General features: G+C 42.9%; 13 protein-coding genes. 7 read left to right on the top strand and 6 right to left on the bottom strand.

Annotated elements, in window-relative coordinates:
• Positions 1–6: 6 nt before the first annotated feature.
• The 6 genes from F1644_RS11210 to F1644_RS11185 all read left to right on the top strand — a co-directional run bounded on the left by F1644_RS11210 (position 7) and on the right by F1644_RS11185 (position 8,928).
• Positions 7–4,254 carry a cobaltochelatase subunit CobN gene (locus F1644_RS11210; RefSeq protein WP_118304520.1) on the top strand — a complete coding sequence of 1,416 codons (4,248 nt, stop codon included), beginning with the start codon at positions 7–9 and terminating at the stop codon, positions 4,252–4,254.
• A 146-nt stretch (positions 4,255–4,400) separates the two neighbouring features.
• Positions 4,401–4,748 (top strand): bactofilin family protein, encoded by a 348-nt coding sequence (locus F1644_RS11205; RefSeq protein ID WP_087419025.1) that lies wholly within the window; start codon positions 4,401–4,403, stop codon positions 4,746–4,748.
• A gap of 15 nt (positions 4,749–4,763) precedes the next feature.
• Positions 4,764–5,117: a bactofilin family protein gene (locus F1644_RS11200; protein WP_087419024.1), complete on the top strand. Its 354-nt coding sequence runs from the start codon at positions 4,764–4,766 to the stop codon at positions 5,115–5,117.
• Positions 5,118–5,125: 8 nt separating this feature from the next.
• Entirely contained in the window at positions 5,126–7,666 is a 2,541-nt protein-coding gene (locus F1644_RS11195; RefSeq protein ID WP_118304519.1) for a M1 family metallopeptidase, read from the top strand.
• Between the two features lies 1 nt (position 7,667).
• Entirely contained in the window at positions 7,668–8,426 is a 759-nt protein-coding gene (gene kdsB / locus F1644_RS11190; RefSeq protein ID WP_087419022.1) for a 3-deoxy-manno-octulosonate cytidylyltransferase, read from the top strand.
• Between the two features lie 13 nt (positions 8,427–8,439).
• On the top strand, positions 8,440–8,928 hold the full coding sequence (locus tag F1644_RS11185) for a pyridoxamine 5'-phosphate oxidase family protein (protein WP_118304518.1): 489 nt from the start codon (positions 8,440–8,442) through the stop codon (positions 8,926–8,928).
• 79 nt (positions 8,929–9,007) lie between these two features.
• On the opposite strand, the gene frr is transcribed toward F1644_RS11185, so the two are convergent.
• The 3 genes from frr to nhaC all read right to left on the bottom strand — a co-directional run bounded on the left by frr (position 9,008) and on the right by nhaC (position 12,445).
• Complete coding sequence (gene frr / locus F1644_RS11180; protein WP_027201833.1) at positions 9,008–9,571, bottom strand: ribosome recycling factor; 564 nt, start codon at positions 9,569–9,571, stop codon at positions 9,008–9,010.
• Between the two features lie 64 nt (positions 9,572–9,635).
• On the bottom strand, positions 9,636–10,895 hold the full coding sequence (locus F1644_RS11175; RefSeq protein WP_158571876.1) for an energy transducer TonB: 1,260 nt from the start codon (positions 10,893–10,895) through the stop codon (positions 9,636–9,638).
• A gap of 110 nt (positions 10,896–11,005) precedes the next feature.
• A complete protein-coding gene (nhaC, locus tag F1644_RS11170; protein ID WP_118304516.1) occupies positions 11,006–12,445 on the bottom strand; it encodes a Na+/H+ antiporter NhaC in 1,440 nt (479 codons plus the stop codon).
• 145 nt (positions 12,446–12,590) lie between these two features.
• On the opposite strand from nhaC, the gene F1644_RS11165 reads away from it, so the two are divergent.
• Entirely contained in the window at positions 12,591–13,847 is a 1,257-nt protein-coding gene (locus F1644_RS11165; RefSeq protein ID WP_118304515.1) for a peptidase U32 family protein, read from the top strand.
• A gap of 34 nt (positions 13,848–13,881) precedes the next feature.
• Here F1644_RS11165 and F1644_RS11160 read toward each other — a convergent pair whose 3' ends face one another.
• The 3 genes from F1644_RS11160 to F1644_RS11150 form a co-directional block, all read right to left on the bottom strand.
• Complete coding sequence (locus tag F1644_RS11160) at positions 13,882–14,676, bottom strand: outer membrane beta-barrel protein (RefSeq protein WP_118304514.1); 795 nt, start codon at positions 14,674–14,676, stop codon at positions 13,882–13,884.
• Positions 14,677–14,687: 11 nt separating this feature from the next.
• On the bottom strand, positions 14,688–16,049 hold the full coding sequence (locus F1644_RS11155) for a PCMD domain-containing protein (RefSeq protein WP_118304513.1): 1,362 nt from the start codon (positions 16,047–16,049) through the stop codon (positions 14,688–14,690).
• Positions 16,050–16,150: 101 nt separating this feature from the next.
• A complete protein-coding gene (locus F1644_RS11150) occupies positions 16,151–18,625 on the bottom strand; it encodes a YfhO family protein (protein WP_118594283.1) in 2,475 nt (824 codons plus the stop codon).
• Positions 18,626–18,647 lie beyond the last annotated feature (22 nt).

The following is an 18,647-nucleotide window of genomic DNA, read 5'->3' as shown; positions in this document are numbered from 1 at the left end:
GATGTTATGGGATTGAAATCTTTTGTTCGTACACGTAAAAAGATATTGTTAAAGGTGGGGATAGTGATTATCCTACTTTGCTGTATCTGGGGACTTTATTCCCGTTACCTTGCCCCGACTCGGGTTGCATTAATTAATTTCCCCGCTTATCAGGCATCTAGTATCGCTTTGGCGAATGACAGTCGGATGATACAAGTCGATGCATTGAAACCGGAGGATGCAAGTAAGTTGAAAAATTACGATGTTGTTTTATTTTTTGGTCCCGGATTACGTTTAAACGGAGAACAAGCCGCGGCTATTCAGACTGCAGGGGCGAAGGGAACCGCGGTGTATACTTTAATATTTTCTTCTGGGGTAATTACAAATCATAATGTGGATAGTCTTCAGCAGGAACGCATTGGAGATTATTACGGAAATGGTAATAAGACGAATTACCGTAATCTGCTTTATTTCTGCCGTGCAGAACTCGACAAGCATAAGCTTTTTACAACGATGCCGGCTGATCCGCAACATTTGCCTTCTAATTTTTATTGGCATTTGGGAGATGATAACTATTTTACGGATTTGGACGGGTACAACAGCTATTATCGTAAAAATGGTTTTTATAAGGAGGGGGCTCCTTCCATAGCTATTGTTTCCGGCATGACTTCTCCTTTAAGTGGTAACCGGGCGAATGTGGATACTCTGGTTGTCAGTTTGGAACGTGCAGGTTTTAACGTGTATCCCGTTTATGCGGCAGGAAAACGTTTACAGATGTTGCAGGAGGTTTCTCCCGATGCCGTGATTTATCTGCCGATGGGGCGTTTGGGAAGTGATAAAAGCGTGGAGTGGTTACGGGAACGTAATATCCCGTTGTTTTGTCCGTTAACTCTTTTGCAGGAACGGGATGAATGGGAAAAGGACCCAAGGGGATTGGCCGGAGGGTACCTGTCGGCTAGTGTGGTATTGCCGGAAATTGACGGGGGTACTCGTTCACAAGTGCTTTCCGTGCAGGATGCTGATAAGAACGGGTATTATCAATTTGTTCCCGTGGCGGACCGGGTAAAGAATCTGGTTGACGGTATTTATAATCAAATACAACTTCAACGTAAAGAGAATAAAGATAAACGGTTGGCAATTGTCTACTTGAAAGGAGCCGGACAAAGTGCATTGACCGCTGCCGGACTTGAAGTCGCTCCATCGCTTTATGCTTTTTTGAAACGATTGAAAGCGGAAGGTTATACCGTGGAGAATATTCCGGCAACGGAAAAAGAATTTGAGGCTTTGCTCCAACGTGAAGGAAGTATTTTTGGGAGTTATGCCAAAGGGAAAATGGCGGAATTCATGGCAACCGCCCATCCGGAATGGATTAATAAAGCCGATTATGAGAGATGGGCCAAAGAGGTTCTTACCCCGGAGAAATATGCAGAAGTCGTGAAACAATATGGAGAGGCGCCTGGAGAATACATGAGTGGGGTAAAAAATGGAGAACCGGCTTTGGCATTTTCTTGTTTGCGTTTTGGAAATGTAGTGTTAATGCCCCAACCTGTTGCGGCTGCCGGAGATAATGAGTTCCAGATTTTACACGGGGTTGATGTGGCTCCTCCCCATGCTTATATTGCACCCTATTTGTGGATACAGAAGGGTTTTCTGGCGGATGCTTTAATTCATTTTGGCACGCATGGCAGTTTGGAATTTACTCCCGGAAAACAAGTGGCTTTGTCATCAGGGGATTGGCCGGACCGATTAATAGGGACTGTTCCTCATTTTTATTATTACACGATCGCTAACGTGGGAGAAGGTATCGTCGCTAAGCGTCGGACGTATGCATCATTGGTGTCATATTTGACTCCACCTTTTATGGAGAGCCGGACTCGGGGACAGTATGAAGAATTGTTCCGGCTGATTGCAGACTATGATCGTGCAGGAGAGACAGAACAACCGACTTGGGCAAAACGGATTAAAAGTAAGGTGTTAAGTCTTGGTCTGCATCATGATTTACAGATGGATAGTGTGGCTACAAAGCCTTGTACAGAGGAAGAGATCCGGAAAGTAGAGAGTTTTGCAGAAGAGATTGCCAATGAAAAAATGACAGGGCGGTTGTATACTTTAGGGCAGCCTTTTACTGGAGAAGATATTCGCTCTACGGTTATTGCCATGTGTGCAGAGCCGTTAGCTTACAGTTTTGCTCGTCTTGACAAGCAAAAAGGACGGATTACTGCCGAGCAATTTTCTGATAATGTATACGTGAATCGCCATTACGTGGCTAACGCTCGGAAACAGGTTGAAGAGTTGTTGCGTTCGGGGAAAGAATTGACATTGGAACAATTGGGAGTGAGTCAGGCAGACGTGATGCGAGCCCGTGCGACAGAAATGGCTCTTAACCCGAAACAATTGTCGATGAGTGAAATGATGGCGATGGCTTCTGATGCGGGTAATAATATATCGGAAGGGGTGAAAAAAAGTGATGGTGGGATGAAAATGCCTGTCGGGATGCCCAAGGTCGGTAAGATGCCCGATTGGGTGAAAAAACGTATCGAGGCTCGTAAAAAGGCGGAACAAGAGGGAAAGAAACCTGTGTTACCGGAAGTACCGCAAGAAGATAAAGAATTTGCCAAAGCGGTGAATGAGATTCAACAGGTTGCAGGGCACGTGCAGGATTATGCCCGGTGTTTACGTGAGTCTCCCGAACAGGAAATGCAGTCTTTGCTGAACGCATTGAATGGTGGTTTTGTGGCTCCTTCTCCGGGAGGGGATGCCGTGCGTAACCCGAACACGTTACCCACCGGACGCAATTTGTTTGCTATTAACGCGGAGTCCACTCCGGGCGTGAGGGCTTGGGACGAGGGTAAAGCTTTGGCCCAGACAACCATTGACCAGTATCGTAAAAAGCATGGAACTTATCCCCGTAAGGTAAGTTACACTTTCTGGGCCGGGGAGTTTATAGAAACGGAGGGGGCAACTTTGGCTCAGGCAATGTATATGTTAGGGGTCGCACCCGTACGTGACGGGATGAACCGGGTGACAGATTTGCGGTTAATACCATCAGCCGAGTTGGGACGTCCGAGAATTGATATTGTTGTGCAGACATCCGGACAGTTGCGGGATGTTGCTGCATCACGGTTGGAGTTGCTCACGAAAGCGATAGCGCTGGCGGCTCAGGCTAAAAATGATACGTGTGGGAATTATGTTGTTTCCGGTACAATGGAGGCAGAGAAGTTGCTGGTGGATAAGGGTTTTTCTCCGAAAGAGGCTCGGGAGTTGTCCATGGTGAGAGTATTCGGTGGTGCCGGGTATGGTACAGGAATTACGGGATTAGTAGAAAAAGGAGATGCCTGGGAACGGGAGTCGGAGATCGCTGATCGGTATTTGAGCAATATGGGAATGATGTATGGCGACAGTAAGGCGTGGGGAAAATATAGCCGGGATGCTTTTGAGGTAGCTCTTCACGATGCAGATGTTGTCATTCAACCCCGTCAAAGTAATACGTGGGGGGCTTTAAGCCTAGACCATGTGTATGAATTTATGGGAGGATTGAATTTAGCCGTACGAGAAGTGACCGGTAAAGAACCGGAGACTTATCTGAGTGATTATAGGAATCGTAATCATGTGAGAATACAGGAATTAAAAGAAGCTATCGGTGTGGAGGGACGTACAACAATTTTTAATCCTGCTTTTATTCGGGAAAAAATGAAAGGAGGGGCATCGTCTGCTTCTATTTTTGCTGAAACCATTCGGAATAGTTACGGTTGGAATGTTATGAAACCGTCAGTTATAGGGAAGGATTTTTGGGATCGGGTGTATGACGTGTATGTGAAAGACAATTTGAAGTTGGGTATTCATGAATTTTTCAAACAGGAGAGTCCCGCGGCTTTAGAGGAGATTACGGCGGTGATGCTTGAAACAGCACGTAAAGGCTACTGGCCGGCAACGAAAGAGCAGTTGGCCGATGTTGCAAACTTACATACCCGTTTATTAGAAGATTATCGCCCGGCTTGTACCGGATTTGTTTGTGATAACCGGAAGTTACAGGATTTTGTTGCCTTGCATACAGATAAAAATCGTGTTGAGGCTTATCGTAAAAATATAGATGGTGTTCGGGAAGTACAAGTGGAACATGCTCAGAATGGGGTGGTATTGAAGAAGGAGGAATTGAATCGAGCAAGTCAGGTACAGCAAGATTCTGGAGAAGGTAGGAAGACCCTCTTTATTGCGTTGTTATTGGTGGGAGTCATATTGATTATAGTGATGGTGTTTCTGAAACGGAAAAAATAAATTTGATTATTTGCGTTTACTATTTAAATGGAAGGACTGCTCGGATCAATGGGCAGTCCTTTTTGTTTTTACGTCATTAATCCTTAATCGGGATTTCCAATTTTAAATTACTTGTTGTATATTTGGTCGATTATTATGGATGCTAAATGAGAAAAAGTGCGAGTCAGGACTGTACCGAAATGAGGCAGACAGTTGTCTTGAAAGATTCCGAGATCGAGGGAGATATTATCCTGCCCGGGAACTTGTGTTTATTTGGCAAAATTTCAGGTAATGTTACTGCAAAAGGTAAGGTGGAGGTGAAGTCGGGGGCTGTAGTAACAGGAAATATTTCTTGTCGGGAATTGGAGATAGAGGGATTGGTGGGGGGAAACGTGGAGACCTGTTTTTTAATTATTGGAGAAAATGCCGTTTTGGAAGGGGATGTGCAGGCAGGAAAACTGCTCGTGAGAGCCGTGAAGTATGATATAAAACGGTTACGTTTGGTAAGAAAATAAAGTAAACGATAAATCATGGGAAAAGAAGTACAACAGCAAATAGCGTTAAATTTACTCAGTGAAGGAACTCAGATTACCGGGGATCTTCACGCTTCAAATGACATTCGTATTGACGGAGAACTTAAAGGAAAGATTTTCACGAAGGGACGTCTGGTTATCGGGCAGATGGCCAAGGTGGAGGGAGAGGTTAATTCTCCGAATGTTGATATTTTAGGAACCATGGAAGGGAATATCGTGTCGACGGGGACTGTTTCCTTGAGGGCAAAGTCGGTATTCACGGGAACGATCAAAGCTGCTTATATCGCGATCGAGTCCGGAGCGGTTTTTAATGGCGAGTGCCATATCCAACGAGAAGTTCAACAAAAATAATTAAAGACGTGGTGTGTCGTGTATTGGTAGTGATCTCATTGCTACTGAGTCTGGTTTCTTGTGAAAAGGAACAGGATAAGGTAGAAGATGGTGTTTCTTTGGAACTGGCCAAAGAACGTAAAGCGAATATAGGCGGCGTGACCTATAAATTGTATTTTTCCATTCCGGCGGACAGGAGTGAGGCGATTATGGCTGAATCGACGATCTTTTTTGAATTGTTTGATCTGGTTCCGGTCATTCTGGATTTTAAAGAGGCAAAAGAGAATATTCTTGCCGTTACGTCTTCGGATGGGAGAAAAGTTCCGTACACGTTTAAAAATGAACATATTATTATTCAACCAGAACACTTGAAAAAGGGACGGAACGAGCTGGTCATCCAATTTAAAGCGGGAGAGTCCTCTTTGAATCGAAGCGATGATATGCTATACACGTTGCTGGTTCCGGATCGATGTCGTACGTTGATGCCTTGTTTCGACCAACCGGATATAAAGGCGAGATTTAAATTGACGTTGAAAATACCATCCCGGTGGAGGGCGGTCGCTAACGGGGAACCCGTTCGTACGGAGTATTTTAATGATTATAAGTTATACGAATTCGAGGAAACAAAACCGTTGAGTACTTATCTGTTTGCTTTTACCGTGGGAAGGTTTTCGTACGTGGAACGTTACGTGGGGGGGCGCTGGATCGGTATTTACCATCGGGAAACGGATACTTCGAAGATCAATGCCAGTATTCCGGTCATTGCCAGAGAGGTAAGTCATGCATTGGATTGGATGGAAAACTACACGGGGATACGTTACCCGTTTGATGTATATAATGTCGTGGCGATTCCTGATTTTCAGTACGGCGGGATGGAGCATCCGGGCGCCGTGTATTACCGGGCGTCAACGATGTTTTTGGACCGGAACGCTGATTTGTCGGCATGGATGAAACGCAGTGATGTTATCGCTCACGAAACGGCCCACATGTGGTTTGGTGATTACGTCACGATGAGGTGGTTTAATGACGTGTGGTTGAAAGAGGTGTTTGCCGGTTTCATGTCGGACAAGATTATGACCCAGTTATACCCGGACGTGAATCATCGGTTGAATTTTTTCTTGAATCATTACGAGCCGGCATTACGGACGGACCGGACGAAGGGGACGCACCCGATTTTGCAGGAGCTGGATAATCTGAAGGATGCGGGGACTTTGTACGGGGATATTATTTACCACAAGGCCCCGATCGTGATGCGTATGTTGGAACGGGAGATTTCCGAACGGCGGTTACAGATCGGGTTGCAAAGGTATCTTCGCAGATGGTCTTATTCTAATGCGGACTGGGACGAGTTGATCAAACTGCTGGAAAGTACAACGGGACAGGATTTGCAGGCTTGGAACGAGATATGGATAAAAGAAAGTGGGGCTCCCGTGATCGAGTTCCAGAAGAACGGAATCGTGATGACGGATGAGAGCGGGAAGAATCGGGTTTGGCCTCAGGCTGTATCTGTTTTTTGGGATTACATGGGGTTGAAGAGAACATTGATCCCGTTACGTGATTCGCTGACCCCTTTCAGGTATGGGGCTGCTGTCGTGTTACCGGATGGGGACGTCATGGGATACGGTTGTTTCTTACCCACGGATTTTTCTATTCGATTTCTTGATGATGAGCTAGGAAATCTGAATGACCCGCTTTACAGGGCAGTTGCCTGGCAAGCTCTCTACGAAGGGGTTTTGCATAAAAAAGTGAAAGGGGAGTTTTTCCTGAAGTTATGTATCAAGCATTTACCACAAGAGAAGAATAACTTGGTTGTGAACCGGACGTTAAGTTTCTTGAAGATTATTTATTCAACCTATCTGGATGAGGGAAGTCGGCAGTTAATACAGGACGATTTAGAACGTTTTTGTATTAATATGGTAAATAATAAGGCTGAAGGGAAGAATAAAAAATCGTATTTTAATACGTTATTGTCAATTTGTTCTTCACCGAAGAGTTGTTCCTATTTGTCAAGCGTGTTAAAGGGTGAACAGGATTTACCGGAAGACGTAACGATCAATGAACAAGATAAGATTAGTATTGCGTTTAATTTGGTATTGCGAGATACGAGTGTTTATGAAGACACGAAGGCATATGTCATGAGAACGGTTAAGAATAAGGACTTGCTGGATCGGTTTGAATATGTATACCCCTCTTTATCTGGTGATAAACAAGTGCGTGATAGCGTGTTTAACGCCTTACTTGTAAGAGAGAACCGGGTGAATGAAGTATGGGTGGAAGAGTGTTTGCGGTGGTTGAATCACCCGCGGAGGAGAATGGAGGCGGAGGGGTATGTTCCGAAATTGCTTGGTGCGTTGCAGGAGATTCAACAGACGGGGGATATTTTCTTCCCGGGTTCTTGGTTAAGTGCCGGATTAGCGGGTCATACGAGTAAGAATGTGTACACGATGGTAAATTCTTTCTTGGAGAAACATGCGAATTATCCGCAGAATTTGAAATTGAAGATATTATCTAATTCAGATCATTTACGGCGTTTACATTCAGAAGAAGAGAATAGAGATAGATTAAAATAACATGGCGATAGAAGAGAATTCATTGATATTGATTCCGGCCCGTTATGCTTCCACCCGTTTTCCTGGGAAACCGCTGGTGGATATTGCCGGAAAACCTATGATTCAACACGTGTATGAGAAGGCTGCGGTTGTTTCTGATCACGTATACGTGGCGACGGATGACAAGCGTATATATGATGCCGTGCTTGCTTTTGGTGGGTGTGCGGTAATGACTTCCGATGCGCATCGGAGTGGAACGGATCGGTGTTACGAGGCGTACACGAAAGTCAAAGAGATGTTGCAGTGCAATTTTGACGTGGTGGTTAACGTGCAGGGAGACGAGCCTTTTATTATCCCGGAGCAGATCGAATCGTTGATTGCGTGCTTTGAAGATCCTGCCGTGCAGATTGCCACGTTGGCCAAGCCTTTCGAGAAAAATGATGAGATTTTTGACCCGAATAAAGTGAAGGTAGTGTTTTCCGCCAATCATACTGCTCTTTATTTTAGTCGAAATCCGATTCCTTATTGCAGGGGCGTGGAGCGTGCAGATTGGCTGGCTAAAACCCCGTTTTATAAACACGTGGGGATGTACGCTTATCGTCCGGAAATTCTGAAGGCGGTGACTTCTATCCCGCAGGGTGTTCTGGAACAGGCGGAATCTTTGGAACAATTACGATGGTTGGAGAATGGTTACACGATTGCTGTCAGTATCACGAATCATGAATCAATAGGGATTGATACCCCGGAAGACTTGGAGAAATTGAAGGAGTTAATTCAATAAAAGGAGGGTACGAATGTTTAGGGAGATGCGACGTAAAAAGCAGATGCTGTCATTGGAGGAATGTGTTGCCGTGTTGGATAACGGGACATCAGGGGTATTGGCTGTTGACGGTGATAATGACTATCCTTATGCGGTCCCGCTTAGTTACGTGTATTGTGATTCTAAGATCTTTTTTCATTGTGCCCGAAGTGGGCATAAATTAGATGCTATTGCGAGAAATGAGAAGGTTTCTTTTTGTGTTATCGAGGCAGATCAAGTGATGCCTCAAGAGTACACGACTTATTTTCGGAGTGTTATTGTTTTCGGGAAAGCACGTGTTCTGGAAGATGATATGGAAAAGAGAATGGCTCTTGAGATATTGGCAGCAAAATATACCCCGGATGACGAACGTGGACGTATGCAGGAGATTGATAAATTGTTTGGCCAAGTGAGTATGATTGAATTAACTATCGAACATATGACGGGCAAAGAAGCTATTGAATTGGTTCGGATGAAACCGTAAATTTGGGGGAATGTAGATAAAAAATTAAAAGCTAAAAGGTATTTCACTTTTAGCTTTTAATTTTTAGTTTTTATCTTTTTTAGATTGTCATGATGTCTTTTTCTTTCTTCGCAAAGTATTCATCGGCTTTCTTGCCGTACTCGTCTGTCATTTTTTGAGCGATGGCTTCAGCATCTTTGGACATATCTTCCGGAAGTCCGTCTTTTACCATTTTTTTCACTTGCTCAATGACATCCCGGCGGGCGTTGCGGATACTTACTTTCGCTGTTTCCATCTCGCCTTTACTTTGTTTTACAAGGTCGCGTCTGCGCTCTTCTGTCAGAGGCGGGATATTTATACGAATAATTTCTCCGTTGTTATCCGGGTTCAAGCCGAGATTAGCGTTCATGATTGCTCTTTCAATGGGAGAGATCATACTTTTTTCCCAAGGTTGAACTGCAATTGTTCTCGGATCTGGGGTTGAAATATTGGCTACTTGTGATAACGGGGTAGGACTACCATAATAGTCAACCAGCACGTCTTGTAAGATTTTCGGGTTGGCTCTTCCCGCTCTGATTTTACTAAGTTCTGATTCCAGGTGACTCAGAGCAGCTTCCATTCTCTCTTTTGCTTCGTCGAGATAAAATTGTACTTCCTCGTTCATATAATTTTTATTTGATTTAATATCCCATAATGAATCAAACAAAGGTATAAAAAAAACTTTATTTTTACTCTATCCTACGCCACGTTTCCTTGACTTGAACGTTTTTGTGGGTTCCATCTGCTAATTTTAGTTTTGCTTCGCCTGTGAGGACAAGAATCCGGTTGTTTGCATCATATTGGTAATGAGCAGAGGATTCCACGATGTCTTTTATTTTCACAGAAGGGGCGTGTTCCGATAAAAATTGTCCGTGGGCAATCTTGTAGGTCCCGTTGACCCCGTTAGAACAACTGAACGTGAAGTCGTCGAAATATTCTTTTTGTAAGAGTTGTTTCGTTTCAACCCCATTTTCTCTTATTTTTTCCCATTTACCAACAAACGGGTTGGCAATAATAGCCCGAATGAGTTTTCCGGGATTGAAAATACAGTCTTCGACGTATCTTTTGAACTTCTTCTCTCCCAGATAATCCCGGATTTTGATTTCTCGTAGGGTCGTGTTTGCTCTGAAACGAGGGGTGATCCGTACATACTCCGAAGTGAAATCTTCTGTTGGTAGGCTATCTATAAGCCGGATTTGTTCGTCCCATTCTTCTTTATAGAATTGTAGTATTTTGTTTTTATCGCTGACGGGAAGGGACATGGTGGGCATGACGATGCTTAACATGATTTCCGAGGACTGTTGTTGTTCTCGGGCGGAAGTGATGATTCCTTTATAAACGGCCTTATCTGATCCGTAACGTTTTTTCAGATAGAGGCGATACATATCGAAAGAAGCTTGAGGAACCGAGTCAAGTCCGTTTTTCAATTTTTCTTCTTCAGCATTCAATACTTTCAAGTATCTGTCGAAAGTTCTTCTTTCTACGCTAGGGGAGGTACTTTTTAAAGCAAAATAGACAGGGACCGTGTATGAAACACGCACGGGAGAGCCGTTTTGTTTTCCCGGTTCCCACTTCGGCATAGAGGCGATAACTGCTTTCGCCTCGTTGTCTAGTTCGGGAGAAACACCCCGAATAACTTTGACATTGCTGATGGCTCCATCCTTTTCAATAACGAATCTGACATACACTTTCCCTTCGAGTTTTTTCTCCTTGGCAGTTTCCGGGTAGCGTATATTGTTGTATATCCATGTATTTAGATTACCTGGGAATACAGGCATTTCTTGGACGAGGAAATGGATTTGGTTGTCTTCCGTGGAGTCTTGAACAGTTTGTTTATCTTGAATTTGGCTAATTGCCGTATGCGTATTAAAAATAAGAAAAACACTCACCAATCCGATTGGTAATTTGGCGAGGGATTTTAATTTAGCATAGAATGGTTTTAATGTCATGGTGTGTTTCTTAGTGTGATAAATAGTTCTTTTTATCACAGCTAAATATAGAAGGAATTTTTTGTTTTTGCAATGAAAATAAAGATTTAATGAAAGTTTAACGTGCATCGTTAAGAGTTGCTTTTGGGGTAAAAAGGAGGAAAACGACGGATTTTGTAATTGATAGAAGTGATGAAGATATTCATGATAGGACTAATTAGATTGAAAAAACAGTAGGGAAGATAATCTAACGTGGCAACTCCCAAAACTTTAGCTTGGGTGGCTCCACAAGTATTCCAAGGGATTAAAACGGACGTGACTGTGGCAGAATCTTCAAGGGCACGGCTTAGTACTTCCGGCTTTAATCCCCTGTTTTTATAGATATTTTGAGTCATTTTCCCCGGAACCACGATGGAAAGGTATTGATCACAGGAAGTAATGTTGAACAGGATACATGTCGAGATGGTTGTGGATACCAGCGAAGTATCGTTTTTGACAAATGAAAGTAAGACTTCGCTAATCCTTTTTAAAAAGCCGCCAGCTTCCATTACCCCGCTGAATATCATGGCCATGATGATAAGCCAAACCGTGTTTAGCATCCCTTCCATACCCCGGGTCGATAGTAATGCATCAATGTTGGGTGAGCCTGTTGAAAGTTCCATTTTCCCGAATATTGTTTGCACGACAAGCTGGTAGGTATTAGAGAAATGTTCTTCCTGTATGAGTTTATTTAGCAATTGGCCTTGAAAGATCAAGGCAAAGAGTATGCCGAGCCCGATGCCAGCGAGCATGGCAGGGACTGGTGGAACTTTCTTGATAATAATGAAAGCCAATAAAACGGGAACGAGGAATAGCCACGGGGAAACATGGAACGTGTTCCCGATCCCTGAAAGAATGGAATCGGTATCCGTGATATTTCCGGTGTTGTGGTACCAGAGTCCGATGATCCCGAATATAATTAAGGTAATTATGTACGTGGGTGTCGTGGTGTATAGTAGGTAACGAATATGTGTGAATATGTCTGTTCCTGCAATGGCGGAGGCTAAATTTGTGGTGTCCGAGAGGGGTGACATCTTGTCCCCGAAATAAGCACCGGAAATGACAGCTCCGGCAACGATGCTGGGATTCATGTTGAAAGCATTACCGATTCCGATAATAGCAACGCCCACGGTGGCAATGGTTGACCAGGAGCTACCCGTGGCAACGGAAACGATACTACATATAATAACGGAGGCGATCAGAAAGAAAGAGGGTGACATGAGTTTAATTCCATAATAAATCATGGTTGGGATCACTCCACTGAGCATCCATGTACCACTTAATGCCCCGATAAGTAGTAAAATCAGGATGGCAGGCATGGCGGAATTGATCATGCTTAGTATTTTATTTTGTATGGTATTCCATTTCACGTGGTGAAAGCCTGCGATGATGCCACTTATCGTTGACGTGATCATGAGAGCGATTTGATTAGCTCCACCCAAAAGATCATCAAAGTAGATCACGTTTAGGAACAGGAAACCGATCAGAATAAGAATCGGCGTGATGGATAACAACAAGGATGGAGATTTCATGGTATGCTATCATTGATTTTCGTGTAAATATACGGGAGAGAAAGAAAATAGTTTATCGGCTTGAATGATATTAAAATGAGAGAGTAGCCTTTAAATTTTTAATTTTCAATTAAGGGAGTTACTTTTGTCTGCTTAAAGAAACGATATGAAAAGGAAAGATTTTGAAGTGATGGCTCCGGTTGGTTCTTATGAATCTTTGGAGGCGGCTTTGCAGGCTGGAGCGAATTCTGTTTATTTTGGGGTGGAAGGATTGAATATGCGTTCCCGTTCATCGGCTAATTTCACGTTGGATGATCTGAGGAATATCGTGGAACGTTGTAACGCCCGGGAAGTGAAGACTTATCTCACGGTGAATACGATTATATATAATAACGAGCTGGATAAAATGCATCAAGTGATCGAGTGTGCGAAGGATGCTGGGGTGTCAGCGATTATTGCCTCGGATATTGCAGCAATCTTGTACGCCCGCTCGATAGGGGTGGAAGTGCATATCAGTACGCAATGTAATATTACCAATTATGAGGCGGTGAAGTTCTATGCCCAATTTGCGGATGTAGTGGTGTTGGCTCGTGAGCTGGATATGGATCAAGTGATGATGATTCATCGTCAAATTGTTGAAAATGATTTGCGTGGTCCCAAGGGAGAATTGATCCAGATCGAGATGTTTTCTCATGGGGCATTGTGTATGGCGGTTTCGGGTAAATGTTATTTAAGTCTCCATGAGATGAATGCTTCGGCAAACCGGGGGGCTTGCTATCAAATATGTCGACGTTCTTATACGGTGAAAGATACCGAGAGTGATATAGAATTGGAGGTTGATGGGAAATATATCATGTCTCCTAAAGATTTGTGTACGATTGGTTTTATTAATAAAATGATCGATGCCGGGGTGCGGGTTTTCAAGATTGAAGGGCGTGCCCGTCCGGCAGAATATGTGAAGACGGTTTGCGAGTGTTATGACGAGGCGTTGAATGCTTATCTTGACGGGAGCTACGGGGCGGAGAAGATTGCGAATTGGAAAGAGCGATTGGCTACCGTGTTTAACCGGGGATTTTGGGATGGCTATTATCTGGGCCAGCGTTTGGGGGAGTGGAGCGAGGTGTATGGGTCTAAAGCCACGAAAAAGAAGATTTGTATCGGTAAAGTGACAAACTATTTCGGTAAATTGCAGGTAGGAGAATTTAAACTGGAATCCTATGATTTGAAAGTGGGAGAAGAAGTAATGATCGTCGGACCGAACACGGGAGTGGTGCAAATGATTGTCCCGGAGTTAAGGTTGGAGCTGGCACCTGTCGAACAAGTGGGTAAAGGGGCTATTTTCTCCATGCCGTGCGAAACGAAATTGCGAAGGTCTGATAAATTGTACAAGTTGGTGGATACGACGGAGGAGTTGATGCAATAAAAAAATGCCGATTGTTAAATCGGCATTTCTTTTATTATTTTCTACTGAATTTAGGAAATCTAGGAGGTTTAATATCAAATAGATTATAGCTGATAACCACGGTACCTCTCATGTGTAACATACTATAATCAAAATATTGATTATTGCTTTTGAATATATCTTTGAATCCCCAAGAGAAACGAAGTCCAAGTTCGAAACGGGTTGAAAGTTTTCTTTCATATCCCATTAAGATTCCCAGATCCCAAGAGTCCAAGGAAGAGTCAAAATCCATATCGTCCATATCATCCGGCATGATTGAATCAACTTTGTCTGGACCTCCGGTTCCGATGTATCCTTTCTCCGGATCGATTACAAATGAACTCTTCATTACCCAAGCGAAATAGGGACCTAATAGAAGTCGGTCTTTCCCGTTACGTAGAGTATATTTCGTGTACACGGGGATCTCAAGCATGGTAAAATCCATGTGCATTTCTGCCGATCCTGAGAAGTATTGAACAAGTTCTTTGTCTTGATAGCGTTGATTTTCGACCCTCGCATCAGCATTCATGGTGATCGTTTTATACGTGAGTTCCGTACCTAGAGACCAGCGGGAAGTGATGGGAAAAGATAGTTTAGCACCTAACGATAAATTCAATTTGGGATAAGGGTTGAATGTTTCGGGTATATGTTTGAACGGGAACGGTACGGCTCCACCAATATCCGTACCCAACTGAACCCCTAATGCAAATCGATAATCGACAGAATCTGTTTTCCGTACCTTCTCTTGTCCTTGTACGGAGAATGCTCCACAGATTAGAAATATAAGTGTATATATGATGTAATGTTTCATGTTGCAATGATTTAATAAATCAGTTTGACGTCATCTACTTCCATGGTACTACCCGGAGCTCCTAAGAATATATCCCCGCTTTTGCTGGAACTGAACACGATAACAATGTGTGTAGGAATATCGGTTTGGTTCGTGTATACAACCGGGATATTGTAATGAGCCCAGTTCCGGTATTTCGTTTCTTTTCCATCAAAAAGGATTTCTCCTCTTCCGAGAACTTCAACACCATCTGCAGGTCTTCCATGGTATTCGAATGTCCCTTCTCCAGTCCAACGAATAATTTCGACAAAAGCTTGTCCGACATCCACGCCTTCGCGATCTTCGATAGAGTATTTTGAACCACTTTTAACCGCTTGTTTTAATTGTGGACCGGGTTCATATTTGGCATCAAATTCGATAGATTGAATTCTCACCGTGTGAGGGATTCCAAAGTGAGTCATGGATCGAGGGTCATTAAGTGCCCCAACATCGAATTTGAAACACCCAGTATAGATACTTCCTGCTGCGATTAACTTACCGAAAATAAGAGCATTTTGTTCATTTGTCGTCATCTTGGCTGCATAACCTCCATTGTGTTCAACAGGGCGAGTTCCTTGTACGAAGTAATTGTTTGCAGTTGCCCAACCTTTTCCGTATCCCGGTACGGGATCAATAGTTTCTTCATTTAAATTAATATCGTTTCCGAATTTTCCCCATGATTCAAAGTCCGAATTGGGGATTTGTAAAAGGGCTCCGAATTGAATCTTCCATGTCCGACGAGTTTGTCCGTCAGCGGAGACAACCGTGATCTCTTTTATATCCTCAAAACTTTGAAACGTTAATTCTTCTCCTTCCGTGTAACCTGCAAAAGTAGCATCCTCTGATAACCGGATTGTAGGTTTTATTGTAACCGGGAAACCGGGATCTAACACGGAGATATTGACTATTTTGCTCCAGGGATTGATTGTAATAGTCATTTTCTCTGAGCCTTCAAATTTGAATTGTAGAATATCTGCTCCAGTATCCATAGCTTCCAAACTAATAGAATATGGATGAACGAATCCACTTTCTGCTATAAGGAAAAAGTTGATAGTAGATTCTCCTCCATTAAATACAATATCTTGGCCTTTCACGTAATTACCAAGAACTTTATGGGTTGTTGAACTTGTCTCTAAAACAGTTTGGAGTGTTAAAGGAAATAAATTATCTTCCGGAACGACAGGTATAATAATAGACTTGTCATCGCGATAGATTTCTCCTAGTTCGGCTGTCGTCGGGGTGTATGATGTGATTTCAAAACGCTCAATTCTAGCATCATCACTCAAGTCTTTTACTTTCTCGCACGAGCTTAGTAATCCCACAGCAAATAAAAGAATCCAATAATATTTTCTCATAAAAATTTATTTTTCGTAATACCTAGCAATTTTCATGCCATCTATATAGATACGGAAATAACGACAAACGGGTTATCCGGCTGTCGTTATTTTATTGGTAGTTAATTTTTTTTCTTATAATAACGAATAATATAAAATACAATACATCCTAATAACGCAAGTAGTAATATGCTGGAACTTATCGCTGATATTTTAGCTCCCATGAAATAGGATTGCGGTTTATACTCGAACGTGATCACGTGTTCTCCGGCGGGAACGATCATGGCCCGTAAAATGTAATCAGCCCGGAATAGTTCACTTGGTTTACCATCCACGTAAACATTCCAGCCTTTCGGGTAATATACTTCGCTGAAAATGGCCAATTGTTCATCGGTAGCTGAAGTTTTATACTCTAATTTATTCGGGGCGTAAGATGTCAGTTTAATAGTTGCGTTTTCGTCGAAATTGAATCCCTTGTCTTGGATAATAGATTGGAATTCTTTGTTGATAACGGCAGATTCTTTCGGATCGATTTGTTTCAACGTGATAATTTCATCATCCGGAGTGTCAACTAATTCGTAATCTTTAACAAACCATGCGTTCCCGTATGCGAAACGATTATTGATTGGTGCCGAGTTCGGATCAATGATAATGTATTTCGCATTCAGCATGTTTAGTGCTTTTTGCTGGGAAAGGCTTCCCTCGATGGAAGAAAGTGTCGGTGATTGCTTTAATGCGTTCCCGAGATTCTGTATTTCGGGAATGATAAAGTAATCAATCATGTCTTGATAGCGTTGTAATTTTGCGGCACTGTAACCCCCGATTGTTTTGTGGAAATAACTGGTATGGGAATCGTTAAACACGTCTACGGATAAATCCAACACCCGGTAATTAGGATCTTTATCGGTTAAAATAGCATTATCAGCAGGACGTAACTTATATTGGCTATTAAATTCTCGTTGTGTAACGAAATGGTCAGCATTTAAATAACGTTTATCCACGGTCCACATATCTGCAAGAATCAGTAACCCCATGATTATAGCAACTTGGGTTACTTTTAGTTTTTGGATTACCCATGCCCAGATAACGGCTCCTGCCAATAATATAAATGCCAATGAGCGGAAAGCATCGGTGCGGAGTAAAGATTCTCGTTCTGCGGGTAAGTATTGTTGTAACCATTCGGCTTGTGTGTCGATGGGGGCGGAGAAATTTCCGGCAAGTCCGGGAATCAAGGCGAATAAAGCACAAATTCCGGCTGTAATACCAAGAGATATTTTTAATGATTTAACAAGAACTTGTCGTTCAAAGCAGCCATTGAGAATTTTGTTCAGCGTGTATATGCCTAATAACGGGATGGTCACTTGCAGTACAACCAGCATCATCGAAGGTACTCTGAATTTATTGTACAAAGGAACATAATCATAGAAGAAACTTGATAATGCCATGAAATGACGTCCCCAACCCAAGAATAGGGCTAACAGGGATATACCCACGATCCACCATTTCATGGGGCCTTTTATCAAGATTAATCCTAGTACGAATAGGAAAATAGCGATAGCTCCCATGTACATCGGCCCGGCTGTAAATGCTTGAGGACCCCAGTATAAAGGCATTTGCTTGATCATTTGCTCTGCATTCTGGGCTCCTGCGCTCTTTAAGAATTTGTAAGTCTCCGAGTTTTTGCTTAATGCCCCGGCCGAGGCTCCTCCTTTAAAGTTCGGGATCAGCAGATTCAGGGATTCATCTATCCCGTAACTCCATGCTGTCGCGTATTCTTTATCCAAACCACCTTTGGTTTGGTTCTTTTGATTTAAAGTTAATTCCGAACCACCACGCATGGTATATTTACCATATTCCCATGTCGGCCATAAATGGTTCACGTTCGTAGCCCCGGCCAGTCCGGCAGCAACAATTAACAATATGGTTGTTTTCAAGAATGACGGTAGAGCCTTTTGTTTTATAGCCGTGTATAATTGAGCAATACCGTAGAATATCGTAATAAATGCCAGATAGAATGTGATTTGCGGGTGATTGGCCATAATCTCGAAAGAGAGTGTGATGCCAAACAGCACGGCTCCCAGCCATCGGTTCTTTCGAAAGGCATAGACAAGTGCAGCGAGAACCGCGGGCATAAGGGCGATAGCGGTCATTTTGGCATTATGCCCTACTTGGATGATTTGGAAATTATAGGAGCAGAGTCCAAATGCCAAAGCACCAACAATGGACAACCAAGGATTGACCCCAAATGCCAGCATAAGAAAGTAAAAACTGATGAAACCTAAGATTAAATCGGCTGCAGGCCGAGGACCAACGAATAGAAATTCGTAAATATTTTCCAGATAGTTTCCCTTGTAATAGGTACTGATCATGGTTGTGGGCATTCCACTGAACATGGAATTTGTCCAAAGCGGTTCTTCCCCGTTGTTTGCGGCCCGGTAATCTATCGTTTCTTTGGCGGCACCCACGAAAGAAGAGACATCCGATTGATTGACAACCTTTCCTTGTAACGTGGGATAGAAATATATAAAACCGATCAGGATCAATAATATAATTGCAAATAAATGGGGATAGAATGCTTTCAGTTTTAGCTGTTTCATTTTGAATCTTTTTTAAGGCCAT

The sequence above is a fragment of the Butyricimonas paravirosa genome (assembly GCF_032878955.1).
GTDB lineage: Bacteria > Bacteroidota > Bacteroidia > Bacteroidales > Marinifilaceae > Butyricimonas > Butyricimonas paravirosa.
Note: the sequence above shows the minus strand (reverse complement) of the source record. Positions and strands in the feature narration are given on the sequence as shown.

Excerpts from the sequence above, each read along its gene's own strand:
- F1644_RS11150 (WP_118594283.1), bottom strand. The coding sequence starts at position 18,625 with ATGAAACAGCTAAAACTGAAAGCATTCTATCCCCATTTATTTGCAATT.
- F1644_RS11200 (WP_087419024.1), top strand. The coding sequence starts at position 4,764 with ATGGGAAAAGAAGTACAACAGCAAATAGCGTTAAATTTACTCAGTGAA.
- nhaC (WP_118304516.1), bottom strand. The coding sequence starts at position 12,445 with ATGAAATCTCCATCCTTGTTGTTATCCATCACGCCGATTCTTATTCTG.
- frr (WP_027201833.1), bottom strand. The coding sequence starts at position 9,571 with ATGAACGAGGAAGTACAATTTTATCTCGACGAAGCAAAAGAGAGAATG.
- F1644_RS11175 (WP_158571876.1), bottom strand. The coding sequence starts at position 10,895 with ATGACATTAAAACCATTCTATGCTAAATTAAAATCCCTCGCCAAATTA.
- kdsB (WP_087419022.1), top strand. The coding sequence starts at position 7,668 with ATGGCGATAGAAGAGAATTCATTGATATTGATTCCGGCCCGTTATGCT.
- F1644_RS11160 (WP_118304514.1), bottom strand. The coding sequence starts at position 14,676 with ATGAAACATTACATCATATATACACTTATATTTCTAATCTGTGGAGCA.
- F1644_RS11210 (WP_118304520.1), top strand. The coding sequence starts at position 7 with ATGGGATTGAAATCTTTTGTTCGTACACGTAAAAAGATATTGTTAAAG.
- F1644_RS11185 (WP_118304518.1), top strand. The coding sequence starts at position 8,440 with ATGTTTAGGGAGATGCGACGTAAAAAGCAGATGCTGTCATTGGAGGAA.
- F1644_RS11155 (WP_118304513.1), bottom strand. The coding sequence starts at position 16,049 with ATGAGAAAATATTATTGGATTCTTTTATTTGCTGTGGGATTACTAAGC.
- F1644_RS11165 (WP_118304515.1), top strand. The coding sequence starts at position 12,591 with ATGAAAAGGAAAGATTTTGAAGTGATGGCTCCGGTTGGTTCTTATGAA.
- F1644_RS11205 (WP_087419025.1), top strand. The coding sequence starts at position 4,401 with ATGAGAAAAAGTGCGAGTCAGGACTGTACCGAAATGAGGCAGACAGTT.